Source organism: Haloplanus natans DSM 17983 (assembly GCF_000427685.1).
GTDB classification, from domain to species: Archaea; Halobacteriota; Halobacteria; order Halobacteriales; family Haloferacaceae; genus Haloplanus; species Haloplanus natans.
In genome coordinates this window covers 2,692,523-2,718,917 of the sequence record NZ_KE386573.1, presented here as the reverse complement: position 1 = coordinate 2,718,917, position 26,395 = coordinate 2,692,523, and the positions used below count along the sequence as shown (strand labels likewise).

Annotated in this window: 26 protein-coding genes, 1 tRNA gene and 1 rRNA gene; 18 read left to right on the top strand and 10 right to left on the bottom strand. The window is 68.1% G+C overall.

Annotated features, from left to right (window positions below; genetic code table 11):
- The first annotated feature begins 8 nt into the window (after positions 1-8).
- The 5 genes from HALNA_RS16090 to HALNA_RS16070 all read left to right on the top strand — a co-directional run bounded on the left by HALNA_RS16090 (position 9) and on the right by HALNA_RS16070 (position 2,835).
- On the top strand, positions 9-845 hold the full coding sequence (locus tag HALNA_RS16090; protein ID WP_049937353.1) for an RAD55 family ATPase: 837 nt from the start codon (positions 9-11) through the stop codon (positions 843-845).
- Positions 846-894: 49 nt separating this feature from the next.
- On the top strand, positions 895-1,704 hold the full coding sequence (locus HALNA_RS16085; RefSeq protein ID WP_049937352.1) for a hypothetical protein: 810 nt from the start codon (positions 895-897) through the stop codon (positions 1,702-1,704).
- Positions 1,697-2,152, top strand: coding sequence for a hypothetical protein (locus HALNA_RS16080; RefSeq protein WP_049937351.1), 456 nt, complete (start codon positions 1,697-1,699; stop codon positions 2,150-2,152). Before HALNA_RS16085 ends, HALNA_RS16080 begins: the two co-directional genes overlap by 8 nt.
- 74 nt (positions 2,153-2,226) lie before the next feature.
- Complete coding sequence (locus HALNA_RS16075; RefSeq protein ID WP_049937349.1) at positions 2,227-2,550, top strand: transcription factor S; 324 nt, start codon at positions 2,227-2,229, stop codon at positions 2,548-2,550.
- Positions 2,551-2,595: 45 nt separating this feature from the next.
- Positions 2,596-2,835: a hypothetical protein gene (locus HALNA_RS16070; protein WP_245576041.1), complete on the top strand. Its 240-nt coding sequence runs from the start codon at positions 2,596-2,598 to the stop codon at positions 2,833-2,835.
- A 6-nt stretch (positions 2,836-2,841) separates the two neighbouring features.
- On the opposite strand, the gene HALNA_RS16065 is transcribed toward HALNA_RS16070, so the two are convergent.
- Positions 2,842-3,369 (bottom strand): hypothetical protein, encoded by a 528-nt coding sequence (locus HALNA_RS16065; protein WP_049937348.1) that lies wholly within the window; start codon positions 3,367-3,369, stop codon positions 2,842-2,844.
- Between the two features lie 121 nt (positions 3,370-3,490).
- A complete protein-coding gene (locus tag HALNA_RS16060) occupies positions 3,491-4,078 on the bottom strand; it encodes a dienelactone hydrolase family protein (RefSeq protein WP_049937347.1) in 588 nt (195 codons plus the stop codon).
- Positions 4,079-4,161: 83 nt separating this feature from the next.
- Between HALNA_RS16060 and HALNA_RS16055 the strand changes: the two genes are divergently transcribed.
- From HALNA_RS16055 to HALNA_RS16035, 5 genes are all read left to right on the top strand, one after another.
- On the top strand, positions 4,162-4,947 hold the full coding sequence (locus tag HALNA_RS16055; RefSeq protein ID WP_049937346.1) for a PspA/IM30 family protein: 786 nt from the start codon (positions 4,162-4,164) through the stop codon (positions 4,945-4,947).
- Entirely contained in the window at positions 4,947-6,476 is a 1,530-nt protein-coding gene (locus tag HALNA_RS16050; protein ID WP_049937345.1) for a hypothetical protein, read from the top strand. The genes HALNA_RS16055 and HALNA_RS16050 overlap by 1 nt, the downstream gene beginning before the upstream one ends.
- A gap of 131 nt (positions 6,477-6,607) precedes the next feature.
- Complete coding sequence (locus HALNA_RS16045; RefSeq protein ID WP_157573599.1) at positions 6,608-8,872, top strand: 4Fe-4S binding protein; 2,265 nt, start codon at positions 6,608-6,610, stop codon at positions 8,870-8,872.
- Positions 8,865-9,839 carry an FAD:protein FMN transferase gene (locus HALNA_RS16040; protein ID WP_049937343.1) on the top strand — a complete coding sequence of 325 codons (975 nt, stop codon included), beginning with the start codon at positions 8,865-8,867 and terminating at the stop codon, positions 9,837-9,839. The genes HALNA_RS16045 and HALNA_RS16040 overlap by 8 nt, the downstream gene beginning before the upstream one ends.
- 152 nt (positions 9,840-9,991) lie before the next feature.
- Positions 9,992-11,206: a PQQ-binding-like beta-propeller repeat protein gene (locus HALNA_RS16035; protein ID WP_049937342.1), complete on the top strand. Its 1,215-nt coding sequence runs from the start codon at positions 9,992-9,994 to the stop codon at positions 11,204-11,206.
- Here HALNA_RS16035 and HALNA_RS16030 read toward each other — a convergent pair.
- Entirely contained in the window at positions 11,199-12,227 is a 1,029-nt protein-coding gene (locus tag HALNA_RS16030) for a dipeptide epimerase (protein WP_049937341.1), read from the bottom strand. The genes HALNA_RS16035 and HALNA_RS16030 overlap by 8 nt on opposite strands.
- Entirely contained in the window at positions 12,224-13,264 is a 1,041-nt protein-coding gene (locus tag HALNA_RS16025) for a DUF1611 domain-containing protein (protein ID WP_049937340.1), read from the bottom strand. The genes HALNA_RS16030 and HALNA_RS16025 overlap by 4 nt, the downstream gene beginning before the upstream one ends.
- Positions 13,265-13,344: 80 nt before the next feature.
- On the opposite strand from HALNA_RS16025, the gene HALNA_RS16020 reads away from it, so the two are divergent.
- Complete coding sequence (locus tag HALNA_RS16020) at positions 13,345-13,824, top strand: SRPBCC family protein (protein WP_049937339.1); 480 nt, start codon at positions 13,345-13,347, stop codon at positions 13,822-13,824.
- A gap of 31 nt (positions 13,825-13,855) precedes the next feature.
- Complete coding sequence (locus tag HALNA_RS16015) at positions 13,856-14,260, top strand: VOC family protein (RefSeq protein ID WP_049937338.1); 405 nt, start codon at positions 13,856-13,858, stop codon at positions 14,258-14,260.
- Between the two features lie 49 nt (positions 14,261-14,309).
- Here HALNA_RS16015 and HALNA_RS16010 read toward each other — a convergent pair whose 3' ends face one another.
- A complete protein-coding gene (locus tag HALNA_RS16010; RefSeq protein WP_049937337.1) occupies positions 14,310-15,233 on the bottom strand; it encodes a DMT family transporter in 924 nt (307 codons plus the stop codon).
- Positions 15,234-15,390: 157 nt separating this feature from the next.
- On the opposite strand from HALNA_RS16010, the gene HALNA_RS16005 reads away from it, so the two are divergent.
- Genes HALNA_RS16005 through HALNA_RS15995 form a run of 3 tightly spaced genes read left to right on the top strand, consistent with a single transcriptional unit; the run spans position 15,391 to position 17,408 of the window.
- Positions 15,391-15,642, top strand: coding sequence for a DUF3311 domain-containing protein (locus HALNA_RS16005; RefSeq protein WP_049937336.1), 252 nt, complete (start codon positions 15,391-15,393; stop codon positions 15,640-15,642).
- Positions 15,639-17,135: a sodium:solute symporter family protein gene (locus HALNA_RS16000; RefSeq protein ID WP_049937335.1), complete on the top strand. Its 1,497-nt coding sequence runs from the start codon at positions 15,639-15,641 to the stop codon at positions 17,133-17,135. The genes HALNA_RS16005 and HALNA_RS16000 overlap by 4 nt, the downstream gene beginning before the upstream one ends.
- Positions 17,136-17,183: 48 nt before the next feature.
- Entirely contained in the window at positions 17,184-17,408 is a 225-nt protein-coding gene (locus HALNA_RS15995) for a hypothetical protein (protein ID WP_049937334.1), read from the top strand.
- Here HALNA_RS15995 and HALNA_RS15990 read toward each other — a convergent pair.
- Both HALNA_RS15990 and HALNA_RS15985 read right to left on the bottom strand, forming a co-directional pair.
- Positions 17,405-18,325, bottom strand: coding sequence for a 2-dehydropantoate 2-reductase (locus HALNA_RS15990; RefSeq protein ID WP_049937333.1), 921 nt, complete (start codon positions 18,323-18,325; stop codon positions 17,405-17,407). The genes HALNA_RS15995 and HALNA_RS15990 overlap by 4 nt on opposite strands.
- Positions 18,326-18,798: 473 nt before the next feature.
- Positions 18,799-18,872: transfer RNA gene (locus HALNA_RS15985), tRNA-Tyr, on the bottom strand.
- A gap of 96 nt (positions 18,873-18,968) precedes the next feature.
- Between HALNA_RS15985 and HALNA_RS15980 the strand changes: the two genes are divergently transcribed.
- The gene (locus tag HALNA_RS15980; RefSeq protein ID WP_049937332.1) at positions 18,969-19,736 is read left to right on the top strand and encodes a hypothetical protein; all 768 of its coding nucleotides are present in this window, start codon (positions 18,969-18,971) and stop codon (positions 19,734-19,736) included.
- Positions 19,737-19,803: 67 nt separating this feature from the next.
- Here HALNA_RS15980 and HALNA_RS15975 read toward each other — a convergent pair whose 3' ends face one another.
- Entirely contained in the window at positions 19,804-20,769 is a 966-nt protein-coding gene (locus tag HALNA_RS15975; RefSeq protein WP_049937331.1) for an AIR synthase family protein, read from the bottom strand.
- Positions 20,770-20,844: 75 nt separating this feature from the next.
- Here HALNA_RS15975 and HALNA_RS15970 point away from each other — a divergent pair, with 75 nt between their 5' ends.
- Entirely contained in the window at positions 20,845-21,891 is a 1,047-nt protein-coding gene (locus HALNA_RS15970) for a pyridoxal-phosphate-dependent aminotransferase family protein (RefSeq protein ID WP_049937330.1), read from the top strand.
- On the opposite strand, the gene HALNA_RS15965 is transcribed toward HALNA_RS15970, so the two are convergent.
- Positions 21,888-23,708 (bottom strand): DEAD/DEAH box helicase, encoded by a 1,821-nt coding sequence (locus HALNA_RS15965; RefSeq protein ID WP_049937329.1) that lies wholly within the window; start codon positions 23,706-23,708, stop codon positions 21,888-21,890. The two genes, HALNA_RS15970 and HALNA_RS15965, sit on opposite strands and share 4 nt — an antisense overlap.
- A 47-nt stretch (positions 23,709-23,755) precedes the next feature.
- Positions 23,756-24,316 carry a TATA-box-binding protein gene (locus HALNA_RS15960; protein ID WP_049937327.1) on the bottom strand — a complete coding sequence of 187 codons (561 nt, stop codon included), beginning with the start codon at positions 24,314-24,316 and terminating at the stop codon, positions 23,756-23,758.
- A gap of 488 nt (positions 24,317-24,804) precedes the next feature.
- On the opposite strand from HALNA_RS15960, the gene HALNA_RS15955 reads away from it, so the two are divergent.
- A 16S ribosomal RNA gene (locus HALNA_RS15955) occupies positions 24,805-26,275 on the top strand.
- The last annotated feature ends 120 nt before the right edge of the window (positions 26,276-26,395 follow it).

Genomic DNA, 26,395 nt, shown 5'->3' with positions numbered 1-26,395 from the left:
GACATCACATGGCTCGGATTCCGTTCGGCATCGCCCGCCTCGATTCGATCGTCGGCGGCGGGGCCCCGCCGGGGAGCGTGGTTCTCCTGAGCGGCGAAGCCGGCGCAGGCGCCCGCGAGTTCGTCCACACGAGCACCGTGATGAACGGGCTCTACTACGGCGACAGCGAGGCGTTCGATCTCCACTACGGCGACACGAACGCGGCAGCCGACCCGCCGGAGGAGGTCCACTACGTCTCCTTTACCGCCGGCCGCGATCAGCTCGAACGCGAGATGGCCTACACCATGGACGAGGAGTTGGTCCGAGCGGCCGTCGACCACGTCCACTTCTGTGACCTCTCGCCCGAATACTTCCAGTTGAGCCCGATTCCCCGGGAGTGGTACGTGGGCAAGACGCGGACGGTGAGCGATCTGGCGACGGAGGAGCGCCGCGAGAGCGCACTCGGCGCACTCAGCGAGTATCTCGGCGAGCACGCCGCGGGTAATCTCGTGGTCGTCGACTCGATCACCGACCTCGTCGCCGCCGTCAGCGGCGATATGGACTGGAGCGACCTCGCACTCCTGATGAAGGGTATCCGAAAGGCCGCGTACGACTGGGGCGGGATCATCCTGCTGCTGGTTCAGGAGGACACGCTGGGGCCGACGGAGCTCGGTCACTTGATGGACGCCGCGTCCGGTACCCTCCAGTTCGAGTGGGAGAGCGGCGGGTCGAAACGCGCCCGGACGATGTTCGTCAAGGAGTTCCAGGGGGTGCTCTCCCGACTCGAAGCGGAGAACATCATCCGCTTCGAGACGGAGGTTCATCAGGGCGGGTTCGATGTCAGTGGCGTCCGCAAGATCAGATGAGATAACCGGGCGGCCATACTTATACCATCGGGGGCCAACCATCTATGGGATGGAAGGGGAGCAGTCCGAGGCCTTCCCGGCGGAGCTACGGGCGTGGGTCGAACGGAAAGCGGCCGAGCGGGACGCCGAGCCCGAGGCGATCCTCGCCCGTGCAGCCGCAGTCTATCGGCTGCTCGACGCCGAAACCGACGGAGCGGCGGCGCCGCTCGACGAACTCGCAGCCGACGTCGACACGCTCGCCGACCGCGTCGACGCGGTGGAGGACGAACTCGATTACAAGATCGACGACGTGCGCGACCGGGTCGTCCAGATCAAACGCGAAACCGACGCCAAGGCGCCCAAAGCGCATGGCCATCCGGACCTCGATGACCGCGTGAACGAGGCCGTCCGCGCCGCCGCGGACGCGGAGTCGGCGGTGGCCGACCTCGAAGACCGCCTCGACGGCGGGTTCGAGAACTACGAGGAGATCCTGGAGTATCTGACAGACGTGACCGACGACTTAGACGAGACCGTCGAGACGCTGGCCGGCGCCGTCGTCGACATCCGCGCCGAGGTTCGGCGCGTCTCGGCCGCGGAACACGACCGGCGCGCGGTCGACGACCTGCGGACGGCGGCGAATCGCCACGGCGAGCGCACGGCGTCGTGTGCCGACTGTTCGGCGACAGTCGACCTCGGTCTCCTCGCTCGACCCAACTGCCCCCACTGCGAGGCGGCATTCGTCGACTTCGAGCCCTCGACGGGTTTTTTCGGCAGTGCGACGCTTTCGACTGGAGACCGCCCGGCGCTGACCGACGGCCGGGACGACGCCCTCGGCGACGCGGCCGACCTGTTGGACGTGGAGGCCTCGACCGATGACTGAGGAGCCGACGGACGACGCCGGTGCCGATGGCGAACCGGACCGCGACGACGTGGACGCCCCCCTCGAGGACCTCGCGCGCGAGGTTCGGGGCCGCCGGGAGGCCCGCGAGTCGCAGTCGGCGGAGGTGCCACCCGACGACGACCTCTTCGAGTCCGTCGACGTCGGCGATGTCGACGACGAGGCCGTCTGGGAGTCGTTCGTCGAGGGCGAGACGGGGCCGGAAGAGCGGGTGGGCCTCGGCGCCGAGGCGGAACGGGCCAACGACCCGGACGAACGCGTCGTCCCGAAACGCGACTTCTGCCAGCGGTGCCCTCACTTCGCCGCGCCGCCCGAGACGGCCTGCACCCACGAGGGAACCTCCATCGTCGAGGCCGTCGACACCGATCGGTTCCGCGTCCGGAACTGCCCGGTCGTCGAGGACGAGGACGCTACCACCCGGTTCGACTGATCGGGTCGGCCCCGACGGCCGGTCGATTCACTACGCCGAGTGACCTTTGTAGGTCGACCCGCTACCCCGTCGGTATGCAGTTCTGCGACGACTGCGGGTCGATGATGCACACCCGCGACGGCGAGATGGTCTGTACGTCCTGTGGCGCGACCAGCGAACGCGACGAGGAACGCGCCGCGGAGTTCGTCTCCACCGAAGCCCAGAGCGACGACGACGTCATCGAGACGGAAGAGGGCGCGAACTTCGAGGGGAAACCCACGGCGACGGACGTGACCTGCGAGCAATGCGGGCACGGTGAGGCGTGGTATACGATCAAACAGACCGGGGCGGCCGACGAACCGCCGACGCGCTTTTTCAAATGCAAGGAGTGCGGATATCGGTGGCGGGAGTACAACTGACCGTCGCGGCGGATGATATATATGTCTGCAGTCCAACGATAAAAAGTGAGTTCGACTACGGACACCGACGAGACGAACGCACTGGCGGACGAACTCGAATCGAGCGGTCTCGGCCCGGCGGCACTGTCGGCGATTGGCTCCGTCGCCCTCGCGCTCTACTACTACTACATCAAAGGCGACGAACAGCGCGGACAGTTCGTCGGGCTGTGGCCGGCGACCATCCTGGCGATGGCCTCGTATCTCAAGATTTCGCGGATGGAGCGGGACGACGCCGACGCGGAGTAACGCGACTCAGCCGCCCGGGCAGCCGCGCCCGGCCATCGACGCTCGACCGGACCCCTGTCGGACGGCCGCCGTCGCGCCCGTCTCGACGTTCACCAGCATCGCCTGGCCACCGTAGCCGTGGGTTTCGTCGTGGCCGCGGACGACGACACAGGTCGTCCCGTCGGGCACCGTCACCGTCGCCGACCGCGTGAACTCGCGAGTGCCGTGGGGGTGTGCGAGTTCGCGCCGATCCAGCCGCTCGCCGTCGAGCGTCTCGACCTGCCACCAGTTCGCGTAGCCGCCCTCGCCGCCGTCGTCGTGATGGAGGGTCACGCCGAAGCGATAGCCGCCCGCCCGTCGGTCGACGGCGACGGCGACGACGTTCGCCTCGCGGAGGTCGAGTTCACGGTCGGCCGGTTCGGCGTCGGTCGGCGTGGCTCCGGCGTCGGCGTCACCGTCGCGCCCGTCCGACTGGCCGTCGGTCCCCGGACAGCCTGCGAGGCCAGTAACGGCGGCCGCGCCGAGCAACACGCGTCGGCGAGTGGGGAGTGACACGGCGACTGCGTACGGCGGCGACCGATAAAAATCGCCGCCCCCGTTCGTACGATTTGTCGTCAGTCAGTACCGATGGTTCGCCCGGAGACGAACCACCGGTGCACCGTTACAACAATCCGTATCACAGGCTGTCGTCGACGAACGCGGCCACGCGCTCGCCGACCGCCGCTTCCTGCCCGACGAAGACGTGATCGGCGGCGAACGTCTCGACGGCTCCCCCTGCCTCGTCCGCCGCCTCGGCCACCCGCCCGGCGTCGACGGTCGTATCCCGCGTTCCGTACCCCACCCACAGCGGCGCGTCGACGCGGGCGACGGCGGCTGCCACGTCGGTCCCGTCGTCCAAGTGGGCGACCGGCGAGAGTGCGGCGGCGGCGTCGACGGTCGTCTCGGCGGCGACACGGAGGGCGACCCCGCCGCCGAAACTGTAGCCGAACAGGCCGACACGGTCGTACCGCTCGGCGGCCCACGAACACGCGCTCGCGGCGTCCGTCCGTTCCCCCCGCCCCTGATCCCACGGCCCGTAGTCGAACCGGAGGCAGTCGATCCGGTTGGGGAGCGCGTCGGCGACGGCGGTCAGCCGGCCGTCGTGGCGGGTGCCGCCGTGTCGGGGGTGAGGTGGACAGGCGACGAGGATACCCTCGCCGTTCTCGCAGGCCAGAGTCGCGCGCACGTCCCGGCTGCCGGGGATGGCGAGGCGTTCGGTCGGCACGCCCGGAGCTACGCCACGCGGGGCCTCAATCCTGTCGTTCTCCGGCGGGTGAGATTTTAAGCCTCGCGTCCCAAACGGGGGGTATGGGAATACTCTCGCGGGCCTCCTACGTCGTCCGGTCGAAGGTCAACGCCCTCCTGAATCGGGCCGAGGACCCGACCGAGACGCTCGACTACTCCTACGAGCGGATGCGCGACGAACTACAGCAGGTCAAGCAGGGCATCGCCGACCTGACGACCCAGAAAAAGCGACTGGAGATCCAGAAACGTCGGCTCGAAGAGAACGTCGACAAACACAACGAGCAGGCACGAGAGGCGGTGCGACAGGACCGTGACGATCTGGCGCGGCAGGCGTTGGAGAAAAAGAAAGAGAAGATGAGTCAGATCGAGGACATCGAGGGCCAGATCGCCGACCTCCAGTCGACACAGGACGATCTGGTCGAGAAAAAAAACGAGCTCCAGCGCCGGATCGAGGAGTTCCGGACCAAAAAGGAGACGATGAAAGCCCGGTACGAGGCGGCGGAGGCGTCGACCCGTGTTTCGGAGGCGATGAGCGGCGTCGGCGACGAGATGAGCGACGTGAGCCGCGCGCTCGAACGCGCCGAGGAGCGGACGGACGAGATGGAGGCTCGCGCGGCGGCGATGGACGAACTGCAGGAGTCGGGCGCGTTCGAGGACGCTCTCTCCGACGAGGACGCCATCGACCGCCAGCTCGAAGCCGGACGGACGGACAGCGAGGTGGACGCGGAACTGGAGACGCTGAAAGCCGAGATTGGGTCGGGCGAGGCGGCCGAGACGACGGACTCCGGTACGGATGTCGAGGCCGAACTCGACGAGTTGCGGGCGGACGACGACGAGGAGTCGGCCTGATGGGGGGGCATCCCGACCCCGTCGACGCGGTTGCGCGCTCGACCGACCCGGACGTGCGCGCGGAGTTCGACCGCCGGGTTCGCGAGCAAGCGCAACGAATCCGTGACGACATCCGATCCGGCCGGCTGGACACGGACGAGTTCGCCGTCGGCATGGAACTGGAGGCGTACGCGACCGACGCCGACGACCGCCTCGCGCGGATTCCCGAACGCGTCTTCGAGCGTGGCGGCTGTGCGAAGGAACTCGGCGTCCACAATCTCGAGGTCAACTCGCCGGCGACGGTCTTCGACGCGGCCGGCGTGGCCGAACAGGCCGACCGCATCACGGCGAGTGTCGACACCGCGGCTGACGCACTCGCCGACGAGGGAATCGCACCCGTCCTCGACGCGATGTGGACCATCCCCCCTGCGGAGGGGACCGACGCGTACCTCGGATCAATCGAAGACCGAGACGGGGTGACCGTCGCCACGAACATGCGCCACCACCCGCGCTATATCGCCCTCGACAACGAGATTCTGGAGCGAAGCGGCGGCGCAATCACGCTCGACGTTCCCGGTACCTGCCTCGTCTACCCGACCATCCTCGTCGAATCGCTCGCCACGTCGATCCAGCCCCACCTCCAGATTCCCGACGCCGGGGCGTTCCCCGACTACTTCAACGCCGCCCTGCGGACGGCGGGACCCATTCTGGCTCTCTCGAGCAACTCCCCGTTTCTCCCCGCCGACTGCTACGACGACGACCCGGACGTGATATCGGCGACGCCACACGAACTCCGGGTGCACGTCTTCGAGAAGAGCATCAACGCCGGCGCCCCCCGGAGCGAGGGGAAAGTCAGGTTCCCGTCGGATCTGGACCACGCGACGGACGTGGTCGATCGGGTCGTCGCCGACGAGACGTACGCCCCCGTCCTCGCGGACGGCGACGACGGCGGCGACGCCAGCCCCTACCGCGCCACGCTGCCGGAGTACGACCACAAGCGCGGCGTCCACTGGCGCTGGGTGCGGGGCGTGGTCGGCGGCCAACCCGTCGGCACCGAGGACGCCGGCGCGTCGCTCCGCATCGAGTATCGCCCGCTTCCGACCCAGCCGACGGTCCGTGACACCGTCTCGGTGCAGGTCCTCGTCGTCGGCCTCCTCCGTGGCCTCGTCGCCGCCGGCCACCCGCTCACCGACCTGCCGTGGACGGACGCCCGCGACTGCTTCTACGACGCCGTCGACCGCGGTCCGGACGCGGACCTCGCGTGGGTGACTGCCGACGGGGACCGGACCGACGACCCCGAAACGATCTACGACGAGGTGTTCGCGTTCGCCCGCCGTGGCCTCCGTGAGGCCGGTCTCGACGACGGGGTCGTCGACGCGTATCTCGATCCGATCGAACGCCGCCGCGACGGCACTGTTCCGAGCGCGTGGAAGAAAGCCCGGGTCCGCGAGGCCGTCGCCGACGGGGCCACGCTTTCCGAGGCCATCGAGGCGATGCAGCGTGCGTACATCGAGCGAGCGGGCGGGGAGACGGTCTTCGTCGACTGGTGAGACACGGACCCACACAGTTAACTCCCCCGAATGGCGATTGGGACCGTGCCACAGACGACTCTCACGACCTTTTCCAGCGCACCCCGACCCTCGACTGACGCGCGATCCGAACTGGAGGCGTGCTCCCTGCCGTGAGTCGTCGCTACCTCGCGGTCGTCTTCGCGCTCCTCCTCGCTCTCTCGATGCCGGCCCCGGCCGCCGCCGTCGACCGGACGACCATCGACGACCCGTTCTCGGATCGAGCCCTCTCGAAGGTGTTCCCCGGCGCGGACTCCTTCTCGGAGCCGACGGGCGAGTACCGGATCGTCGAAGCCTACGACGAGACCGACGGTGAACGGGAACTCCTGGGGTATATCTACCTCACGAGCAACGTCGTCGACGCCGAGGGGTACGGCAACGAACCCATCGAGTTCCTGGTTGCGCTCGACACCAACGGCACCATCCAGGGCATCGAACTCGTCGAACAGCACGAGCCCTTCTTCGACCGAATCTCCGCGATCCAGCGGTTGCGCCGGTTCAGCTACCAGATGGTCGGCATGTCCGTCACGGAGGAGGTCACGCTCCGCGAGGCGGAGTCGGGCGAGTACCACGTCGACGCGCTCACAGGCGCCTCCGTGACTACTCGCGTGTCCATCGAATCGGTGACGCGCTCGGCTCGGATCGTCGCCCGGGAGAAGGGCATCGTCTCGGAGTTGGCCGTCGGCGGGGAGTCGGCAAACGAGACGGCCGAGGGGAACGACTCGGCGGAGCGACGAATGACGCTCGGCGACCTGGGGCGGGGGACCGACCTCGTTCGCTGGGACGCCGGCACGCCCGCCGACCCCAACGACTCCGCACCGATCCAGCTCTACGCGGCACCGATCGAATCCGATCCCGTCAAGCAGAGCCTGCTCGGCGGCGCGAACGCCAGCGTCCCCGACGCCAACGCGACGGTCCTCTGGATCGGCCTTCGCGCGCCCGGTCAGCCCCGGCCGGACCACCTCCGTCTCCACCAGTGGACCCGGTCGTACGCGCCGCCGATCCGGGAGACGCAGGTCGACGGCGTCGACTGGAGCGCCGCCCTGGTGATCGAGGGTGGACTCGACACCGCCCGCCCGTTCGTCCTCGGTCTGACGGTCGGCGAGGAGCGTATTCGCCGGACCTACGCCCCCGGCGGGCTGGCGGTTCGCCGCCCGGTCGACGCCGCGGCCGCGCGGACGCTCCCGGCCTGGGCCGGCACCGTCGAGTCGGCGTGGCGTGACAACGGGGGCACCGCGCTCGCACTGATCGTCTTTCTCGGCGGTATCGTCGGCGTGTTCGCGTTTCGCTCCCGCCTCTGTCGGCGCGAGGGGGTGACCGTCAACCGCCTCCGGATCGGCACGCTCGGCGTCACGCTCGTTTTCCTCGGCTGGTATCACCCGACACAGCCCACCACCCAGCAGATAGCCATCCTGGTCCGCGAACTCATCTCGTGGGCGACGACCGGCGGGTTCCGCTGGGCGCTCTTTTTTTCGGCGCCGCTCGTCGCGATAACGTTCATCTGTATCGCCGTCGTCATTCCGAAGTGGGGTCGCGGCGTCTTCTGCGGGTGGATCTGCCCGTTCGGCGCGCTCTCGGAACTACTCTACAAGCTCACGCCGTGGGAGTACGAACTCCCCCGGGAGTACCACGTCAAACTCGAGAAGCTCAGGTACCCCCTGTTTATCGCCATCGTGATCGGCTTCGTGATTTCGACGGACTTCGGGGCGAAACTGGCGAAGGTCGAACCGTTCAAGGCGGCCTTCTACAGTTCGCTGGTGACCGACCCCGTCTACATCGCCTGGTCGGCGATCCTCGTCGTCTCCGGGGCGGTCATGTTCCGGCCCTACTGCCGGTACATCTGTCCGCTCGGTGCCGGGCTAGCGATCGGGAACGTCTTCCAGCGGACGCCGATCCAGCGCTACGACCTCTGTGGCGACTGCGTGAAATGCCAGTCGGACTGTGAGTTCCAGGCCATCGAGGACGACGGCTCGATCAACCAGTTCCAGTGTTTCCAGTGTTCGGTCTGTGTCGACAACTACTACGACCCCGGCGGCTGTCCGGTCGTCCTCCAGTACGACAACGAACACGGCTTCAGTGTCGACGCGTGGCGCGACCCGCATCTCATCGAACGCATCCGTCCCGAGGACCGAACGACGGAGCAACAACGCATCCTCGCCGACCGCGCCGTGACCGACGGCGGCGAACCGGAACTGTTCGCGGGCAGCGACGACCTCGTCCCGAAGGGGACCATCGTCGACATGGTTCGTCGGTCGGCGGGCGGCGCCTCGGACGACGCACGCGGCGGTTCGTGTTCGTGTTCGGGGTCGGACAGTTCGTGTTCGGAGCCTGCCACTTCGTCCGCTGAGTGTCCCGACGAGGAGGGTACCGATGCGTGAACTCGACCGGCGGTCGTTCCTGACGGCGGCCGGGGGTGCGGTCGGCGCCGGACTCCTCGGGCGGACGTTCCTCGTCCGCGGCGAAGTCACCGAAGTGCGGAGCACACGGCTCATGATGGGATCGCTCGTGACCGTCACCGCGGTAACCCGGGACCCCGACCGGGCCGAACTCGGCGTCGAACGCGCCTTCGAGACCATGTCGGGTCTGGAGTCCGTCTTCACGCGTCACGACCCCGACGGGGAGGTGGCGCGGCTGAACGGGGCGGGCGTCCTCGTGGACCCCTCGCCGGAACTCGTCGCCCTCCTCCGCCGGTGTCGGACGCTCTACGACCGGACCGACGGCGCGTTCGACCCGACCGTCCTTCCGGTGCTTTCGGCCTTCGAGTCGGGACGGGACCGGCCACGCGACGCGCGCCACCGGGTCGCCGACGCCACCTTCGACTCGGTGGCAGTCTCCGACTCTGAACTCCGGGCGCCCACGCCCATCACCCTCGACGGCGTCGCCAAGGGGGCGGTCGTCGACGCGGGCGTGGCCGCCCTGCGGGACTGGGTCGACGCCGGCCTCGTCGAGGCCGGGGGCGACGTGCGGGCCTTCGGCGGGACCGACGGCCGCTGGCGCGTCGGCGTCGAGGACCCCCGCGAGGACGGCCTCGCCGCGACCCTCCGTCTCGGGAGCGGCGGTGTCGCCACCTCCGGCGACTACCGGATCTACTACGACGAGGACCGCACCAGCCACCACATCGTCACGCCGGGGACCGGCCGGTCGCCGACGGAGGACACGAGCGTCACCGTCGTCGCGCCCGACGCCGAGACGGCCGACGCCTACTCCACCGCCGCCTTCGTGATGGAGAACGACCGGGCGTCGTCGTTCGTCGAGGCCCGCGACGGCCTCTCGGCACTGTTCCTGACCCGCGACGGCGGCCGGCGGGCGGCCGGCGGGTGGACCGATCTGCAGGTCGACCGCTGATAGTGTTTACTGTAACTGGTTACCGGTGAGTCGCCAAGACGGTCCGGCGACCCACCGGTAATGACTTACAATAAACACTATGAGTGATCCACGCGACCGCCCGAGAGACGTGACGCCACGACTTTTTATAGGCCGCCACGAACCACGGCGTGATGCCCTCCATCACCCGCCGCACGCTCCTCGCCACGGGCGCCGGCACCGTCATCACGGCCGGCAGCTACGGCGCGTACCGTCTGCACCGCGGCGCGACGGACGCGGCGTTGTCCCCGTGGGACCCCGCGCCGGGCACGTGGCCGCTCCCCCGGTACGACGGCGCGAACACGGCGCACAACCCCCACGCCAGCCCGCCACGCGAGACGCCGACGGCTCGACGCGTCGCGTCGGCGGCGACGACCGCTCGACGGCCACGCTTCGCCCCGCTGCTCGGAAACGACCGTCTCGTCGTCTACGGCTCGGGACTCGGGGTGTATCCACGCGACGGCGGCGATCCGATCCGCGAACGCGACGCGCCCACGCCGCTCGCCGGGTTCGGCCCGGACGGTCGATTCCTGACGGTCGAACGGGCCGACTCCGACGCGCCCGCGTCGCTCGTCGCGTGCGCCGCCGACTTCGGCGAGACGGCCCGTGTCGGCCTCGACGCCGACCACCCTCAGGGACTCGTCGTCGGCGCGCACGAGGCGTACGTCGGCGGTCAGGACGGGACGCTCCGTGCCGTCGACCCCACGAGTGGCCGGCGCTGGCGCGTCGACGGTGCGTTGCCGGCGCTCGGTGACGGACGGCTGTACGCCGCGGACGCGCCACTGGACGGCACCGTCGCGTACGGGGAGCGAACGGGGCTCGACCGCCGGCTGACGGTCGGCCCGAAACGCCTCTGGAGCGCCGGTCCGACCGACGGTTTCCCCGGTCGCCCCGCCGTCGCGGACGGGCGGGTCGTCCTCGGCACCGTCGCCGAGGCCGGGGGCGTCCTCGCCGCCGTCGACGCCGACTCCGGCGAACCGCTCTGGGAACCCAGGGCGCTCGGACGGGACGTGTCGACGCCCGCCGTCGTCGAGGATCGGGGGTACGTCGCCGTCGGGCGCGACGAGGCCGGCCTCGTCGCCGCCGTCGACCTCTCGACCGGCGAGACACGGTGGCGCGACGCGGTGGACTGGCGCGCCTCGACGCCGGTCGTGGGGGGCGAGACGCTCGTCGTCGCCGGGGCGGTGCGGGAGGGCGGGGAGCGGGCCGGCGGGGTCGTCCGCGCCTACGACGCCGCTTCGGGCGAGACGCTGTGGACACGCGGGTTCGACGCCGACCCGAACGGGGTGGCGCTCGTCGATGACCGCGTGTTCGTGACCGTCGGGGCCGACCTGTACGCCCTCAGGTAGACTGGACGCCCGTCCCCGGTCGGTCCGGGATGGCGAGCGTCCCGCCCGCGTAACTCGGCCCCTCGTACGCATCCTCGGCGAGGAGGAGCGAGCCGTCCAAATCGACGTAGTCGACGAGGGGCGCGAGATGGCAGGCCGCGGCGATGGAGGCGGTCGACTCCACCATACAGCCGAGCATCACTTCGAGCCCCTGTGCGCGGGCGGCGTGGACCATCCGGGCCGCCTCGCGGACGCCGCCACATTTCATGAGCTTCAGGTTCACGATGTCGACGCTGTTGGCCACCGCGGGCACGTCGGGCAGGCTGACACAGGACTCGTCGGCGGCGACGGGGAGGGCGCTTCGTTCGTAAACCCGCCGGAGGCCGTCGGGGTTCTCCGCGGGGACGGGTTGCTCGACGAACTCTACGCCGAGGTCGGCCAGCCACTCGCAGTTTTGGATCGCCCCGCTCGGCGTCCACGCCTCGTTGGCGTCGACGCGAACCGTCGCGTCGGGGGCGGCCGCCCGAACCGCCTCCATCCGTTCCCGGTCGCGGTCGGTGCCGAGTTTCACTTTCACGATTCCGTAGCCGTCGTCGACGACTGCCGCCGCCCGCTTTCCCATCGCTTCGGGGTCGTCGATGGGTATCGTATACGAGGTTGGCGGCGCCCGGTCGGCGTCGAGTCCGAAGTATCGGTAGAGGGGGACGCCGAGACGACGGGTCGCCAGGTCGTGAACCGCGATACTCACGGCGGCGCGGGCGGCGGGGTTGTCGCGGACGACGGTCCGGAGTCGGCGCTCGATCGTATCGAGTGCGAGGGGATCGTTCACGTCCTCGACGGCGTCGAGGAGGGCGGGCAGAACCGCACACACGGTGTCGGCCGTCTCGCCGTAGTGGGCGTCCGGCGCGGCGGCGCCGATGCCCGTCTGGCCGCCTTCGTCGCTGACGCGCACGACGACCGTCTCGACCTCGGTTTTCGACCCTCGGGAGATGGTGAACGCGCCGTCGATGGGGAGCGTCAGGCGCTCGAACTCGGCGTTCATCGGAGGGCGTCCAGAATCTCGCTCGCGTCGAAGCGGACGGGGTCGGTCGCGGGCGCTTCGACCGCATCCCCGAACGCCTCGACGGCCCGTCGGGCCTCGTCGTCGGCGTCGAGGGCGCGGGTGTCGAGGGCGCCCGCGGCCACCTCCGTCGGCGCGACGGGGGCGGCCAGATCCGTATAGAGATCGACGTACGACTCGACGGGCGGGATAGCGAACGCCTCGTAGCCGTGGATGGCCTCGCGGCCGGCGCTGTGGGTCACGACGAGTCTGTCCGGCATCGCGCCGTGGAGTAGACTGCAGGTGACACCGGAGTACGCGGGGTGGATGATCGTCCCCTGCCCCTCGACGAAAAGGAGGTCGTGGTCCTCGGCGGCGTCGAGGATCATCCGTTCGACGGCGCCGGCGGCGAAGTCGGCGATCACGCGGTCGACCGGGATACCCCACCCGGCGATCATGATCCCCGTCTGTCCGGTGGGGACGAAGCCGGCGTCGATACCCCGTTCCCGCGCGGCGGCGACGAGTTCGAGCGTCGTCGTCATCTTGCCCGTCGAGCAGTCGGTGCCGACGGTCAACACCACGTCGGCGTCGGCGTCGCGGGCGCGGCCCTCGCTCACCGTCAGGTCGTCGGGCGGGCGGCGAACGTCGATCAGATCGACGCCGTTCTCGGCGGCGAGGGCGGCGAACTCCTCGTCCTCGTCGAGGAAGTAGTGGAGGCCCGCGATCACGTCACAGCCGGCTTCGATGGCGGCGCGCACGTCGGGGCGCCAGGATTCGTCGAATCCGCCGCCGATAGGGGCGATGCCTATCAGGAGGGCGTCGGGGTCGAACTCGAGGGCGTCGGCCATGCGCTCGACGATAGGGGCGTCGGCCACGTCGGGGACGTGGTCGGCGACGGTGTCGCCGGCGCGGGCGCGGTCGAGGACCGCCCGCACGTCGTAGTCGGCGTAGCGGAGGACGCCGACGGCCGTCTTCGCCCGGTCGGGGAACTGTTCGTGGGCGAGGACGACCACCGACGCGTCCGAATCGAGTGGCAGCATACCTACGCGGAGGCCGGTGGGCCTCATTATCCTCTCGATCCATCCGCGCGCTTTTCCGAGTCTCCCCCCTACCGTTGGGTATGGCAGTGTACCAACGCCGGACGCGTGTCGCCGCGCCGCTCGACGAGGTGTGGGACTTTCACTCCCGCGTGACGGGGCTGGAGGCGCTGACGCCCGGCTGGATGAACCTCCGGGTCGAGAGCGTCACCGGTCCGGACGGTGAGCCCGATCCCGGAATCCTGGAGACCGGATCGCGAATCGACGCGTCGATGCGGCCGTTCGGAATCGCCCCGCGCCAGCGGTGGACGTCGGTCATCACCGACCGGGACCGCGACGAGGGATCGGCCCACTTCCGCGACGAGATGGAGGGTGGCCCGTTCCGTTGCTGGGAGCATACGCATCGCTTCTTCGCCGACGGCGACGAGACCGTGGTCGACGACCGGGTGGTGTACGCGCTCCCGTTCGGGGGGGTCGGCGAGGCGGTGAGCAGGCTCGCCCGCGTCGGCTTCGAACCCATGTTTCGGTTCCGACACCGGCGGACACGCGAGTTGCTGGAGTGAACTTTTGCCGCCGGCGATCCAAGCGTCGTACATGGATGTCGATGTCGTCGACATGGATCACGTCGCCCTCCGCGTGAGCGACCTGGACCGTGCCCTCGAGTTCTACCACGACCTGCTCGGGATGCCGATCCGTGACCGTGAGCGGTTCGAGGCCGACGAAGTACCGTACGTCGCCGTCGTCGCCGGCGGGCGTCACCTCCACCTCGTCCCGACCGAGGAGGAGATAGACGTGGGTGGCGAACACGTGTGTCTCCTCCTCCGCTCGGACGGGACGGGCACCCGCGCGGAACTCGTCGCCCTCCTCGACGAACTCCGGGACGCCGGGGTCGAGGTGGAGGCCGGCGAACCGCACGAACGTTACGGCGCGTACGGCCGGGACTGGGCCGCGTACGTGCGCGACCCGGACGGGCGGCGGGTCGAACTCAAACTGCACTAGCCATGGCGTCCCGACGCGCCCATCACGCGTCGGCGTCCCGACGCGCCCATCACGCGTCGGCGTAACGACGCGCCGACGCCGTCACGTAAATCCCGGCGAGGACGACGGCGCCGCCGACGAGCGTCCCCACGGTCGGCACTTCCGACAGCAGCACCACCGCGAGCACCGTGCTTCCGAGGGGTTCGCCGAGGAGCGTGACGCTCACGACGTGGGATTCGAGGTGGCCGAGCGCCCAGTTGATCACCGTGTGGCCGAGGACGCCCGGGCCGACCGCCATGCCGACGAACAGCGCCCACTCGTGGGGCGGGTAGGCCAGAAGTGGCAGCCCCCGAGCGACGGCGACGACGAGGAGGGCGAGCGCACAGACGGTGTAGACGACGGCCACGTAGGGGAGGACGCCCAGCCGTCGCCGGAGAGACCGGCCGGCGAGGTAGTAGGCTGCGACGGCGACGGCGGCGAGGAGGGCGAGGGCGTTGCCGTACTGCGTGCCGACGACGACACCCGCCGCAGTGACGCCGGGGTCGACCGCCACCCGGATCGTCGGCCCGAACGACAGGCCGGCCATCCCGACGAGCGCGATGACGATGCCCAGCGCGCCCCGGCGACTCACGCGCTCGCCGAGGAGGAGCCACGCGCCGACGGCGACGAACGCCGGCTGTGCCTGGACGAGCGTGACGCTCGCGGCGACGGTGGTGTGGTCGAGACTCCGAAACCAGAGGACGAAGTGGGCCGCGAGCGCGACACCCGCGGCGGCGGCCACGACGCTGTCACGCCGTCGAATTTGACCGATCGACGCCCGGTCGCGCACGGTCAGGGGGACCAGCGCGCCGACGGTAAACGACACCCGGTACAGCGCCTTGACGACGTTCGGCGCGTCGCTCCAGCGGACCAGGATGGCGCTCGTGCTGATCGCGAGCACCGCGATGCCGAGGGCGAGTAAGGGCGGGACGACTGGATCGTCGCGTGCGGACACACGTCACCGCTCGACTAGGGATGGCTTACCGATGTCGACTGCGGACCGAACAAACCGAGTCGCTGATAGAGCATAACTGAAGACAAAATTTCTTCAAAGCTCTTTCTGAGGAATTATTTGGCATCATTTACGTAGTTGGAGATACGAGTGTACTCCGATGGCGCGTTCGATACGCGATTGGTTATGGGTGCTGGCCTTTGCGGTACTGATCACGTTCTCGGTCCCCTGGTTCCTCTGGGGGTCGTCGACGGTCGTCGCCGGACTGCCGGTCTGGCTGTGGTGGCACGTCGGCTGGATGGTGGTGGCGTCGGTCGTCTTCGCCCTCTTCGCCCGGACCGGGTGGGATCGGTTGATGGGCCTCGACGCCGAAGCCGGCTTCGGCACGTCGCGGCGGGGTGGTGACTCGTGACCCTCCAACCGCTCGGCATCGTCGTCGCCTACCTGCTGGTTGCGCTCGGCGTTGGCTTGCTAGCCTACCGCGTCGGTGGCAGCGACGCCGAGGACTTCTACCTCGCCAGCCGGACCCTCGGAACGCTCGTCCTCCTGTTTACCACCTTTGCGACACTGCTCTCCGCCTTCACGTTCTTCGGGGGGCCGAACCTCGCGTACAGGGCGGGCCCCGAGTGGATTCTGGTGATGGGTGTGATGGACGGGGTGCTCTTTGCCGTCCTCTGGTACGTCATCGGCTACCGCCAGTGGCTCATCGGCCGCGCTCGTGACTACGTGACGCTGGGAGAGATGCTAGGCGATCGGTTCGCGTCGCCCCTGCTACGGGCACTCGTCGCCGGCGTCAGCCTCCTCTGGCTCTTCCCGTACGTCATGCTCCAGCAGATGGGCGCCGGCGAGGCGCTCCGGGGCTTAACCGCTGGCGCCATCCCCTACTGGGGCGGCGCCGCGCTCATCACCGTCTTCATGATCGTCTACGTGATGGTCGCGGGGCTCCGGGGCGTCGCGTGGACCGACACCCTGCAGGGGCTGTTCATGCTCTCGGTCCTCTGGGTCGCCGTCGTCTGGGTCGCGAGCGCCATTGGCGGCGTCGGTGCCGCCACGGAGGGGATGGTCGCGGCCAACCCCGACTTCGCCGCGCTCGGTGGCGGCCTCTACTCGCCGCAGTTTATCATCTCCTCGGCGGTCACCATCGCCTTCGGCGTCACCATGTTCCCCCAGATCAACCAGCGCTTCTTCGTCGCGAAGTCGGCGACGGTGTTGAAGCGGTCGTTTGCCCTCTGGCCGGTGCTCGTCCTCCTCCTTTTCGTCCCCGCGTTCATGCTCGGGGCGTGGGCGGCCGGCCTCCCCATCGAGGTGCCCGAGGGGGCGAACGTCCTCTCGGTCCTGTTGGCCGAGTACACGCCGACGTGGTTCGCGGCGCTCGTGGTCGCCGGCGCGATGGCCGCGATGATGTCCTCCTCGGATTCGATGCTCCTTTCGGGTTCGTCGTATTTCACCCGCGACCTCTATCGACCCATCGTCAGCCCGGACGCGAGCGACCGCCGCGAGGCGTGGATCGCCCGCATCGGCGTCGCCGTCTTCGCGACCCTCGCCTTTCTCGCCAGCCTCACCCGCCCCGGCACGCTCATCGAGGTCGGCGACACCGCCTTCTCCGGGTTCGCCCTCCTCGCGCCCCCGGTGATCATCGCGCTCTACCGGGAGGCGACCACCCGCGACGGGATGCTCGCCGGCGTCGCCGTCCCGCAGGCGCTCTATCTCCTGCACGTCCTTGTTCCGGCGACGACGGTCCCGGTCGGCAACACGACGGTCGAACTCCTCGCCCGGAGCTACGGCGGGTGGGACGTGGCGCTCGCGTTCATGCTCCTCGGCGCCGCCCTCACCGTCGGCGTCTCCGCCCTTTCCTCTCCCTCGTTCGGCGAGGACGCCGACCGCTTCGCCGTCGGCGGCGACTAGCCGCCGCGCTCCGGAAGGCCTACCTGTGCCCCACGCCATCCGTCGGCTATGAGCGAGGTTCTCGACGACGAGACGGCCGCGAAGATCATCAAGAACATCCGAGCCCACGACCAAGACAGCCCCCACTTTCAGGCGACGATGGTCAACTTCGTCTGGTCGCTCCACCAGAGTGACGGCGAACTCGACGAGATGGACCTCGACGAGGACGAAATCGGTGACATTCTGAACGGGTTGCCGACCAACCCCGAGCGCGAACTGGCGTATATGGACTAGGCGTTCCGCGCCGCCCACGGACGCAGTATCGCGTGGACGGCTTCGTTTATCGGCGCGTCGATGCCCACGTCCGCGGCGTGTCGCACGACCGAGCCATGAAGCGCGTCGAGTTCGAGCCGGTTGCCGTGGGTCAGATCGTAGTGGAGCGAGGAGTACATCTCCGGATCGAGATCCCGAACGAACTCGCACCACTCGTCGACGACCGTCTCGGGCAGGTCGATACCTTCCGCTCGTGCGACCGTCGCCACCTCCGCCATGAGCCGACGGTACATCGCCCACGACGACTCGGTCTCCCGAATCTCGCCCAGTGGCAGGCGAGTCGTCGCCGTCATCCCCGCCTGCGCACAGATGAGACAGAACTTCCGCCAGAGTTCGACGCGGACGTCCTCGGATAGCACCGATTCGATCCCCGCACACGCGGAGAGCGCGTCGTCCAACGCCTCGACTCGTCGGGTTCGCTCCCCGTCGAGTTCGCCGAAGACGAATCGTGCGGGACCACCCGTGTGGGCCACGACCCCCGGCTCCGCGATGGTCGAGAAGATGTAGGCCACGCCGCCGACCACGTGGTCCGCGCCGACCTCGTCGGCGAGCCACGTCTCGTTGTCCACGCCGTTCTGGAGGGAGACGACGGCCGTCTCCGCACCCAGAAGCGGTTCGAGAGCCGACGCGGCCTCGCGCGTGTCGTACGACTTCACGCAGAAGAGGACGTAGTCACAGGGCCCGATATCGGACGGGTCGTCCGTTGCCGTGGGTGTGACCGACGTATCCCCCGCGACGCTCTCCACCTGCAACCCGGACGACTGGAGGGCCTCAAGGTGGTCTCCACGGGCGATCAGATGTACCTCGTGCCCGGCGTCGGTGAGTCGTGCGCCGAGATAGCCACCGACACCACCGGCCCCGAAGACGGCAAACTTCATAGTCGACGTACGACGGAGGGATGCAAAGTGGTTGGGGGCACGACGCTGTCGGAGCCGATTGGCGTGACAGCACGCGTGTTTCGACCACGCTGGAAAAGATATGCGTTTTTGTGCCCGGGTGAACGCCCGTTCGGGGTGTCACCGGCGCTCGGACGCCATCACCGCTCACTGCCACCCTCGCCCGGCCGACGATCCGTCCGGGGGGAACCGCTTCGATCCGCACACTGTTGTGATCTTTCGAAAAATATCGTTCTATTACCGTATCGCGGACTAGCGATTTCTACCCCACCCGTCCCACCACGGTCACGGCGAGCGGTCGCCCTGTCGGAGCACGTCGTCGACGTGGTCGAGGATTACTACGACGAGCGGACGCCCCGTGAACGGACGGAACAGCGTCGCTCGAAGCTGGAGGTGTTGGACTGATGCGGGGGAAGTCGACTGGCCGACCCCGACGGGGGCGGCTTTATTTCGTATCCGCCCTCCCCGATTTGAACGGGGGGCAAGCCGATCTACAGTCGGCTGCTCTACCAGTCTGAGCTAAGGGCGGGCACGTAGAGGTAATCGCCAGACTGGACTTAAGGATTCTCATTTATCCGGGCGAGGGACCCGAACCCTTTGGTGGGTCGCCCGCCATCGACGCCGCATGGACGAGGAGCGACAGGCCACCTTCGGGCCCGACGGCGAACTGGAGACGGAGGCGCCGGAGGCGACGGGGACCAACGACTTCGGCGAGGAGACGGGGGCCGACGAGACGGACGGCGGGTTCAACCGCTACGCGGTCGTCAGCCTGCTCCAGAAGGCTATCCGCCGCGGCGACGAGGAGGTGTCGGCGTGGTGCGCGTGGGAACTCGCCCGCTCCGGATTCGGGTGGAATCTCTGGGACCGACTGAACACCTTCGTCGTCGAGGACCTGCGGGCCGGCGCGCAGGCGGCCCTCCTCGTCGGCCGATACGAGGACCTCGCGGAGAACTGGGAGACGGAATCCCGTCGCGGGCAGATGGCGGCCGTGCAGGCGGCACTGGTGGTCGCCCGTGCCCGCGGCGCCCGCGAGGGCGCGAACGCGGTGAACGCGTTTCACGCCATCGCGAAACGGCGGGCGGAGGCCCACGAACGGGGCGAGGAGCCGTCCCACTCCTTCCCCGTCACGGCCGCCGACCTCTCCGCAGGCGGTCGGTTCGACGTGGCGCTCGACGGGCATACTGGGGAAGGCGCACGCCTGAACCGCAGTTCTCCGTTCTTCCGGGTTCACGGCGCGCGCGTCGGTCCCGAGGGGGAGACGGAGCCGAGCGCCCGGTGGAAGCGGCTGTATCTGGCGCTCGACGAGTACGAGTACACCGAAGCCGAAATCGAACACGCGCTCGCGGCCGTCGACGCTGACGATCGGTGGTCGGAACCGGCCTTCGAGGAGTAGCGCAGACGGGCAACTGTCGCCGGGTATAGAGGCGGCGACGGGCAAGCGATCCGTCTCATAGTGTTTATTATAAGTCGTCCCACAGCGCGTACACGTCGTCGCGGATCGGTTCGGTGACGCGCTCGCCGTCGAGGTCGACGCACGCCTCGCCGGCAACGACACGGCCGATTTCGACGGCGTCGATCCCTTCGTCTGCCAGTGCGGCGAGGACGTTCTCGGCGTCGTCCTCGCCGACGGCGGCCAACAGCGCCCCCGATCCGAGGACGCGCAGGGGGTCGACACCGACGGCGTCGCAGACGGCGCGGGTCTCCTCGCGGACGTGGACGGCGCCGCGGTCGATGTCGAGGGTCGTTCCAGAGGTCAACGCCATCTCGATCAGCCCTTCGAGGACGCCGCCCTCGGTCGGGTCGTGCATCGCCGTCGCGACCGGTGCGAGGACGGCCGCCTCGGGCATGATGCTGAGGTCGTCGAACGCGGTGGTCGCCCGGTCGATGATCGCCGCCGGGAGGTCGAGACGGTCGCGGAAGTCGGTGGCGATGACGCCCGTCGCCTCTACGCCAGCGCCTTTCGTGAGCAGAATCCGGTCGCCCGGCGACGCCCCGCCCGTCGGGACGTAGCGGTCGGCGACGCCGAAGCAGGTGAGCGAGCAGAGCGGCCGGTCGAGGCCGGCGACGACCTCCGTGTGTCCGCCGGCGATAGCGAGCCCGAGCCGTCGCGACTCGGCGTCGAGTTGCCCGGTGATCGTATCGAGTAGCGACGGGTCGCCACTGGGGAGAAGGACCGTACAGAGGAGGAATTCGGGCCGGCCTCCGCACGCCGCCACGTCGTTCGAGGCGACGGCGACGGCCAACTGTCCGATGCGCTCGGCCGCGAGCGAGATGGGGTCCGTGCTGACGACCAGCGTCTCCGAACCGACCCGAATCGCCGCGGCGTCCTCGCCGAACGCCGGGCCGGCGAGCAGGTCCCGATTCGCCGCCCCCGTCCGCGAGAGGACGAGGTCCGACAGCGTCGCTCGATCCAGCTTGCCGGTCATGCGTCGCGCTACGCCCGCCCCGGTCATGTGCCTTCCCGTCCACACCTACAAGCCACCACGGGCGATAGGTGTGGTATGCTCCTGACGCCAGGTCCGACGCCGTTGCCGCCGTCCGTTCGCGAGGTGATGAGCGAGGCGCTGATCAACCCCGATGTCGATCCCGCCTTCGCCGACCGGTACGACGCCCTGCTCGACAAACTGGGGACGGTCTTCGGCACCGACGACGAGATAGTGGTCATGGGCGGCGAGGGTATCCTCGGACTCGAGGCCGCTATCGCCTCCACCGTCGCGCCCGGAGACCGGGTGCTGTGTCTCTCGAACGGCCCCTACGGCGACGGCTTCGCCGATTTCGTCGAGCGCTACGGGGGCGAGTCGACGCTCGTCGACGCCGACTACGACGACCCGCTTCCGATCGCGGACCTGGAACGGACGCTCGAACGCGGCGAGTTCGACCTCGCGACGATGGTCCACTGTGAGACGCCCACGGGGACGCTGAACGACCTCGGCCCAGCGCTCGATCGGTTCGAAGCGCACGACGTGTTGACCGTCGTCGACGCCGTCTCCTCGCTCGGCGGGACGCCCGTCCCGGCCGACCGTATCGACATCTGCCTCGGCGCGTCACAGAAATGCTTCAGCGCGCCGCCGGGGCTCGCCATCGCGTCGGTGAGCGACGCGGCATGGGAACGGATCGAGACCCGCGAGCCCGAATCGCTGTACACCAACCTGCTCCCGTGGCACGACGCCGAGCAACCCTACCCCTACACCCACCTGACGACGCTCGTGGTGGCACTCGACGAGGCGCTCGACCTCCTGCTGGAGGCGGGACCCGCCGCCGTCTACGACCGACACCGCGAGGCCGCCGCCGTCTGCCGGGAGCGCGGCGCCGATATGGGACTCGATCCGTACCCCGATCCCGACCGATGCTCGCCGACGGTCACCGCCTTCTCGACGCCGGGGCGAGCGACCGCGTTGCAGGAACGCCTCCGCGAGGCCCACGGCGTGACGCTCTCGACGGGGCTCGGTGACCTCGCGGACGACGTGCTCCGGGTGGGGCACATGGGGTACAACGCGGACGTCGAGACCGTCGACCGGGCGATGGACGCCCTCGACGCGGAACTCTAATCGACGCCCTGCTCGGTCACCCTGATCCCCTTCTCCGCGAGGTGGCGCATCTGTCGCTGGGCGAAGTCCTCCTCGCTCGTTCCGCGGGTCGCCAGCACGTACACCGTTGCGCTGCCGGCGGGACGCATGGTTCGACCGGCACGCTGGGCGCCCTGCCGCCGAGACCCGCCGAGACCGGAGGCGACGACGGCGAGTTCGGCGTTCGGCAGGTCGATCCCCTCGTCGCCGACGCGGGAGACGACGAGCGTCCGGCGTTCGCCCGCTCGGAACTCCCGGAACAGCCGGTCGCGCTCGTAGTGGGGCATCTCCCCGCTGACGAAGGGGGCGTCGAGGGCGTCGGCGAGCGCCTGCCCGTGATCCAGCCACTCGACGAACACCAGCGCCTTCGCCGTCGGATGCTCGGCGAGGAGGTGGCGCACCTCGTCGACTTTCGCCGGGTTCTCGCCCGCGATCCGGTGTTTCGCTCGCGGCTCCGCGCTCGCGTACGCGTTCCGTTCCTCGTCGTTCGCCCATGGGAGATACCGGATCTCGACTTCCGGCTCCTGGACGTAGCCGGCGTCGAAGAGGGCGTCCCAGTCGGTGCCGATGGGTGGCCCGACGAGCGTGTAGATGTCCGTCTCGCGGTCGTCCTCACGCACCGGCGTCGCCGAGAGGCCGAGGCGGTGCCGGCTCTGGAGGTCCGCGCTCCGCCGGTACACCTCGCTGGGGATGTGATGGACCTCGTCGTAGACGATCAGCCCCCACTCGCGCCGGTCGAAGAGCGCGCGGTGACGGTCCATGCCCGCGACTTGGTAGGTGGCTATCGTGACGGGACGGATCTCCTTCTCGCCGCCGTGGTACTCGCCGATGTCGGCCGCGTCGAGCGTCGTGTGTTCACGGAGTTCGGCCCGCCACTGCCCGGCGAGTTCGCGGCTGGGGACGAGGATCAGCGTCTCGCCGCCGACAGCGGCGAGGACGCCGATGGCGGCGACGGTCTTCCCGCTCCCCGAGGGACCGACGAACACGCCCGCACGTTGATCAAGAAAGCGGTCGACCCAGTTGCGCTGGTAGTCGCGGAGCGAAGTGGTTAGCTCCACGTCGAGTGGATCGCCGGTCTCGAGGTCTCGGTCGTCGACGACAGGGTACCCTACCTCGTAGAGCACCCGCTTGATCGCCGCTTCACTCCCCTCGACGACCCAGCTCTCGGTGTCGGAGATGGGGGCGTGGAGGTGTTCCTCGTCGAGTTTTTGACGGGCGACGTTGCCCATGAGGCTCTCGCTCGCCGCTTCCAGCACGGTGTAGCCGTCCTCGTGGGTCGTGAGCGTGAACTGTCGGGCGCGGGTCCACTGGCGCTCGATCCACTCCTCTAGATGCGGCGAGCGACGGGGAAGCACGGAGCGAAGCGTCCGAAGGAGGGACTCGCAGTCGTCGAACGGCGCGTTCCACACGTCTTCCCGCCGAATGCGGTAGAGATACCCTTTCGTTCCCGAGGTGTCGACGAGGTGTGCGAATCGGGAGAGCTGTGCGCGCGTGTACTGTGTCGGCTGGTCGACGACGAGTTCCCGCCGTTCCGGGAAGCAGACGACGCGTTCGCGCTCGGCCAGTCGACCCCACTCGGTCGGGTACCAGACGACGGGGTCCGACTCCACGTCGAGCCGTTGCACCTCGCCTTCGGTCACCAGACGGTCGAGTGCGTCGCTGGCGGCCGCCTGTGAACAGCCGAGGCGTCGGGCGATCTGCTGGGCAGTGGCCACCGGGCGCCCCTCGTCCTGTAACGCGTCGTGAAACGACTCCACGGTGACGGCCGGATCGTCACCGTCGACGGACTCGTCGGTCATCGACTGCGATACGGCCCGGACGGAGAAACGAGTTGTGACCCGCTTCTCTATCCTAACAGCCCGAGGTCGTCGATGCGGTCGACGATCACGTCGACTGCTTCCGCCGCGTCGGCGGTTCGCTTCCCGCCCGTGATGACGATTTTCCCGCTACCAAAGAGCAGGATCACCACGTCCGGGTCGTCCATGCGGTAGACGAGGCCGGGGAACTGCTCCGGTTCGTACTCCACGTCTTCTAGGCCGAGGCCGATGGCGAGGGCGTTGAGGTTGAGCGTGTGGCCCAGATCGGCGCTCGAGACGATGTTCTGGACCGTGATCTCCGGATCCTCCTCGACGGGGATGTGGAGGTCACGGAGCTTCTGGAAGATGATGCCGAGCGCTTCGTGCACGTCGTCGATGCTTTTCGCGCCCGTACAGACGATCTTTCCCGACCGAAAGATGAGAGCGGCCGCTTTCGGGTCCTGCGTCCGGTAGACTAACCCCGGGAAGTTGTCGGGATTGAAGTCCGCTCCTGGGAGGTCCTCAGCCAGCGCTTCGAGATCGAGCTCCTGCCCGATGCCGGTCGACGCCACCACGTTCTGAATCTCTATCGAATCTGCCGGGTCACTCATCGTATGCGCCCAAATGCACGCCCCATCCTTATAAACCACCCCGGAGATGGGTGGCCTTTCGCCTTTCGAACGTCCGGACCGGCCGTCGTGTGCCCGTTCACCACGACAGGGATCACCACGCAAATATCAACCCGTCTGCCGATTTCAGGGGAAACCAACGGGGTTAAGTATTCACCTCCACTCGGAGTGTAATGCGAAGGCGGCGAGGGCGACGGTGCCCTCGATCCCCGGACGACACGCCCGACGCGGCACGATCCACGCCCGATCAACGGGCTTATATGTGTCGCCCCCATCGGTTCAAGTCCGGACGAAACATGAGGATTCCCCCCCTGCGGTCCGCCGTAAGACGGAATCTGATGTGAGCCTCGGTGGTTCGGTGACACCCGATCGATCCGGTGGCACCGAACCACCACCTTGGACCTCAGTGGTCTTTACGACGCGGAAACACTACGTTTCCCGCCACCCCTCTCTCCACACGGAGAGAGCCCATTCCGGTTGATCCTGCCGGAGGCCATTGCTATCGGGGTCCGATTTAGCCATGCTAGTTGTACGAGTTCACACTCGTAGCAAATAGCTCCGTAACACGTGGCCAAACTACCCTACAGAGAACGATAACCTCGGGAAACTGAGGCTAATAGTTCATACCCGTCCCATGTTGGAATACAGGGACGCGCAAACGTTCCGACGCTGTAGGACGTGGCTGCGGCCGATTAGGTAGACGGTGGGGTAACGGCCCACCGTGCCGATAATCGGTACGGGTTGTGAGAGCAAGAACCCGGAGACGGAATCTGAGACAAGATTCCGGGCCCTACGGGGCGCAGCAGGCGCGAAACCTTTACACTGCACGCAAGTGCGATAAGGGGACCCCGAGTGCGAGGGCATACAGTCCTCGCTTTTCACTACCGTAAGGTGGTAGTGGAATAAGAGCTGGGCAAGACCGGTGCCAGCCGCCGCGGTAATACCGGCAGCTCGAGTGATGGCCGATCTTATTGGGCCTAAAGCGTCCGTAGCCGGCCACACAAGTCCATCGGGAAATCCGCCAGCCCAACTGGCGGGCGTCCGGTGGAAACTGTGTGGCTCGGGATCGGAAGACCCAACGGGTACGTCTTGGGTAGGAGTGAAATCCTGTAATCCTGGACGGACCACCGATAGCGAAAGCACGTTGGGAAGACGAATCCGACGGTGAGGGACGAAAGCCAGGGTCTCGAACCGGATTAGATACCCGGGTAGTCCTGGCCGTAAACGATGTCTGCTAGGTGTGGCTCCCACTACGAGTGGGTGCTGTGCCGTAGGGAAGCCGCTAAGCAGACCGCCTGGGAAGTACGTCCGCAAGGATGAAACTTAAAGGAATTGGCGGGGGAGCACTACAACCGGAGGAGCCTGCGGTTTAATTGGACTCAACGCCGGACATCTCACCAGCATCGACAACGGTAATGACGGTCAGGTTGATGACCTTTCCAGAGCCGTTGAGAGGAGGTGCATGGCCGCCGTCAGCTCGTACCGTGAGGCGTCCTGTTAAGTCAGGCAACGAGCGAGACCCGCACTCCTAATTGCCAGCACCGGCTTCGGCCGGGTGGGTACATTAGGAGGACTGCCGTGGCTAACACGGAGGAAGGAACGGGCAACGGTAGGTCAGTATGCCCCGAATGTGCTGGGCTACACGCGGGCTACAATGGCCAAGACAATGGGTTCCCACCTCGAAAGAGGGCGGTAATCTCCTAAACTTGGTCGTAGTTCGGATTGAGGGTTGAAACTCACCCTCATGAAGCTGGATTCGGTAGTAATCGCGTGTCAGCAGCGCGCGGTGAATACGTCCCTGCTCCTTGCACACACCGCCCGTCAAAGCACCCGAGTGGGGTCCGGATGAGGCACGGTCACCCGTGTCGAATCTGGGCTCCGCAAGGGGGCTTAAGTCGTAACAAGGTAGCCGTAGGGGAATCTGCGGCTGGATCACCTCCTACTGACCGGGACCTCCCACACGGGAGGCCCACCACAAAGACCACGACTCCAAGGTACCGGTTCGACCACCCGAGCGATCGGGCACCTACGACCCACCGAGGCTCACATCTTTCGCCCAGG

Coding starts and splice junctions, on each gene's coding strand:
- HALNA_RS16020 (WP_049937339.1), top strand. CDS start 13,345: ATGGCAGTGTACCAACGCCGGACGCGTGTCGCCGCGCCGCTCGACGAG.
- HALNA_RS16050 (WP_049937345.1), top strand. CDS start 4,947: ATGGGGGGGCATCCCGACCCCGTCGACGCGGTTGCGCGCTCGACCGAC.
- HALNA_RS16005 (WP_049937336.1), top strand. CDS start 15,391: ATGGCGCGTTCGATACGCGATTGGTTATGGGTGCTGGCCTTTGCGGTA.
- HALNA_RS15995 (WP_049937334.1), top strand. CDS start 17,184: ATGAGCGAGGTTCTCGACGACGAGACGGCCGCGAAGATCATCAAGAAC.
- HALNA_RS16015 (WP_049937338.1), top strand. CDS start 13,856: ATGGATGTCGATGTCGTCGACATGGATCACGTCGCCCTCCGCGTGAGC.
- HALNA_RS15960 (WP_049937327.1), bottom strand. CDS start 24,316: ATGAGTGACCCGGCAGATTCGATAGAGATTCAGAACGTGGTGGCGTCG.
- HALNA_RS16090 (WP_049937353.1), top strand. CDS start 9: ATGGCTCGGATTCCGTTCGGCATCGCCCGCCTCGATTCGATCGTCGGC.
- HALNA_RS15965 (WP_049937329.1), bottom strand. CDS start 23,708: ATGACCGACGAGTCCGTCGACGGTGACGATCCGGCCGTCACCGTGGAG.
- HALNA_RS15980 (WP_049937332.1), top strand. CDS start 18,969: ATGGACGAGGAGCGACAGGCCACCTTCGGGCCCGACGGCGAACTGGAG.
- HALNA_RS16075 (WP_049937349.1), top strand. CDS start 2,227: ATGCAGTTCTGCGACGACTGCGGGTCGATGATGCACACCCGCGACGGC.
- HALNA_RS15975 (WP_049937331.1), bottom strand. CDS start 20,769: ATGACCGGCAAGCTGGATCGAGCGACGCTGTCGGACCTCGTCCTCTCG.
- HALNA_RS16080 (WP_049937351.1), top strand. CDS start 1,697: ATGACTGAGGAGCCGACGGACGACGCCGGTGCCGATGGCGAACCGGAC.
- HALNA_RS16030 (WP_049937341.1), bottom strand. CDS start 12,227: ATGAACGCCGAGTTCGAGCGCCTGACGCTCCCCATCGACGGCGCGTTC.
- HALNA_RS15990 (WP_049937333.1), bottom strand. CDS start 18,325: ATGAAGTTTGCCGTCTTCGGGGCCGGTGGTGTCGGTGGCTATCTCGGC.
- HALNA_RS16025 (WP_049937340.1), bottom strand. CDS start 13,264: ATGCTGCCACTCGATTCGGACGCGTCGGTGGTCGTCCTCGCCCACGAA.
- HALNA_RS16035 (WP_049937342.1), top strand. CDS start 9,992: ATGCCCTCCATCACCCGCCGCACGCTCCTCGCCACGGGCGCCGGCACC.
- HALNA_RS16085 (WP_049937352.1), top strand. CDS start 895: ATGGAAGGGGAGCAGTCCGAGGCCTTCCCGGCGGAGCTACGGGCGTGG.
- HALNA_RS15970 (WP_049937330.1), top strand. CDS start 20,845: ATGCTCCTGACGCCAGGTCCGACGCCGTTGCCGCCGTCCGTTCGCGAG.
- HALNA_RS16055 (WP_049937346.1), top strand. CDS start 4,162: ATGGGAATACTCTCGCGGGCCTCCTACGTCGTCCGGTCGAAGGTCAAC.
- HALNA_RS16040 (WP_049937343.1), top strand. CDS start 8,865: ATGCGTGAACTCGACCGGCGGTCGTTCCTGACGGCGGCCGGGGGTGCG.